2 protein-coding genes are annotated in these 2,281 nt (G+C 48.9%); both read right to left on the reverse strand.

The genetic code is table 11. From position 1 onward, the window contains the following. A partial coding sequence (locus ACTHUE_RS15975) for a hypothetical protein (RefSeq protein WP_440423971.1) occupies nt 1-317 on the reverse strand: 317 nt, incomplete at its 3' end. 75 nt (nt 318-392) lie between these two features. Continuing rightward, nucleotides 393-2,281: class 1a ribonucleoside-diphosphate reductase subunit alpha (gene nrdA / locus ACTHUE_RS15980; protein ID WP_440402940.1), on the reverse strand; the 1,889-nt coding region annotated here is incomplete at its 5' end.

Consider the following 2,281-nt stretch of genomic DNA (forward strand, 5'->3'; position numbering starts at 1 on the left):
AAATAACAAATGACCTCACCCCATTTTCTATCTAGTTCTACCGATTTACCAAGAAAAAACAATATGTTTCCCATCCAATTCTGACAATGCTCGATATAGTCAGGTTCATTTACTTGGAAATAGTTATTAATCTCCTCAATTAAATTTATAACTTTGCTAATCGAAAATAGAATATTACGATCACTAGCTTCATCATTAGTTAGATTTAAAATCTCCATCCACGCGCCTCTTGAAGTACGAAGTGATGGAACTCCTTTAGCTTTTTTAATAATTTTCAATAATCTTTGTGCTGGATTATCATAATAAGTATTAGACATTTTCTTCCATCCTTTGTTTTATTTCATTTTCAGACGACCTTTTAAACTCTAAAGGTCGTCTGAAAATCCCCCTTATCAAATCTTACAAGCCCCACCAGCGCAGCCGTCATCTTGAATATCGGCCTGTGTATCGTCCGCACCGTCTCGGGTGTTGTGGTAGTACAGGGTTTTGACGCCGTATTTGTAGGCGGTCAGCAGGTCTTTCAGCATTTGTTTCATGGAAACTTTGCTGCCTTCAAATTTGTTCGGGTCGTAGGCGGTATTGGCGGAAATCGATTGATCGACGAATTTTTGCATTACGCCGACGAGTTTCAGGTAGCCTTCGTTGCCGGGAAGTTGCCACAGGGTTTCGTAGGCATCTTTCAGGGTTTCAAATTCCGGTACGACTTGTTTCAAAATACCGTCTTTTGATGCTTTAACGCTGACCAGGCCACGTGGAGGCTCGATGCCGTTAGTGGCGTTGGCAATTTGCGAGCTGGTTTCAGACGGCATGAGTGCGGTCAGGGTAGAGTTGCGCAGGCCGTATTTGACGATGTCGGCGCGCAGGCTTTCCCAGTCGTAGTGCAAAGGCTCGTTGCACACGGCATCCAAGTCTTTTTTGTAGGTGTCGATGGGCAGTTTGCCTTGCGAATAAACGGTTTGGTTGAAGAGCGGGCATGCGCTGTATTCTTTGGCAAGGTTTACCGATGCTTTGAGCAGGTAATACTGCATGGCTTCAAAGGTGCGGTGGGTCAGGCCGAGGGCGGAGTCGTCGCTGTAACGTACGCCGTTTTTTGCCAGATAGTAGGCGTAGTTGATTACGCCGATGCCGAGTGTGCGGCGGTTCATGGTTGCGGTGCGTGCTGCTGCAACCGGATAGTCTTGATAATCCAGCAGGGCATCAAGTGCGCGTACGGTCAAATCGGCAAGCTCTTCCAGTTCGTCCAAGTTGTTCAATGCGCCCAAGTTGAAGGCGGATAAGGTACACAAGGCGATTTCGCCTTCTGCATCGTTGATGTTGTCCAGCGGTTTGGTCGGCAGGGCGATTTCCATGCACAAGTTGGACTGATGAACAGGCGCAACGCGCGGATCAAATGGGCTGTGCGTGTTGCAGTGGTCAACGTTTTGGATGTAGATACGACCGGTACCGGCACGTTCCTGCATCAGGGTAGAGAACAATTCTGTTGCCGGCAAAGTATGTTTGCGGATGTTTGGATCTTGCTCGTATTGAGTGTAGAGGCGTTCAAACTCGTCTTGGTCGGCGAAGAAGGCATCATACAAACCCGGAACTTCATTCGGCGAGAACAGGGTAATATTGCCGCCTTTAATCAAGCGGGTGTACAGCAGGCGGTTGATTTGTACGCCGTAGTCCAGTTGGCGGATACGGTTGTCTTCTACGCCGCGGTTGTTTTTCAATACCAACAGGCTTTCGGCTTCGATATGCCACAATGGGTAGAACAAGGTTGCCGCGCCGCCGCGTACGCCGCCTTGCGAGCAGGACTTAACGGCCGCTTGGAACATTTTGAAGAATGGGATACAGCCGGTGTGTTGTGCTTCGCCGCCGCGGATTTCGCTGCCCAAACCGCGGATACGGCCGGCGTTGATGCCGATGCCTGCACGCTGGGAAACGTATTTCACAATCGCGCTGGTGGTGGCGTTGATGGAGTCGAGGCTGTCGTCGCATTCAATCAACACGCAGCTTGAGAATTGACGGGTAGGCGTACGCACGCCGCTCATGATAGGTGTAGGCAGCGATACTTTGAATGTGGAAACGGCGTCGTAAAAGCGTTTGACGTAATCCAAACGGGTCTCTTTCGGATATTTGCTGAAGAGACACATGGCCACCAAAATGTATAAAAACTGCGGCGTTTCATAAATTTGGCGGGTAACGCGGTTTTGAACCAGATATTTGCCTTCCAGCTGTTTTACGGCTGCATAAGAGAAGGTCATATCGCGGCTGTGGTCGATATAGGCATTCAGCTCGT

Source organism: Neisseria sp. P0021.S005, assembly GCF_051956955.1.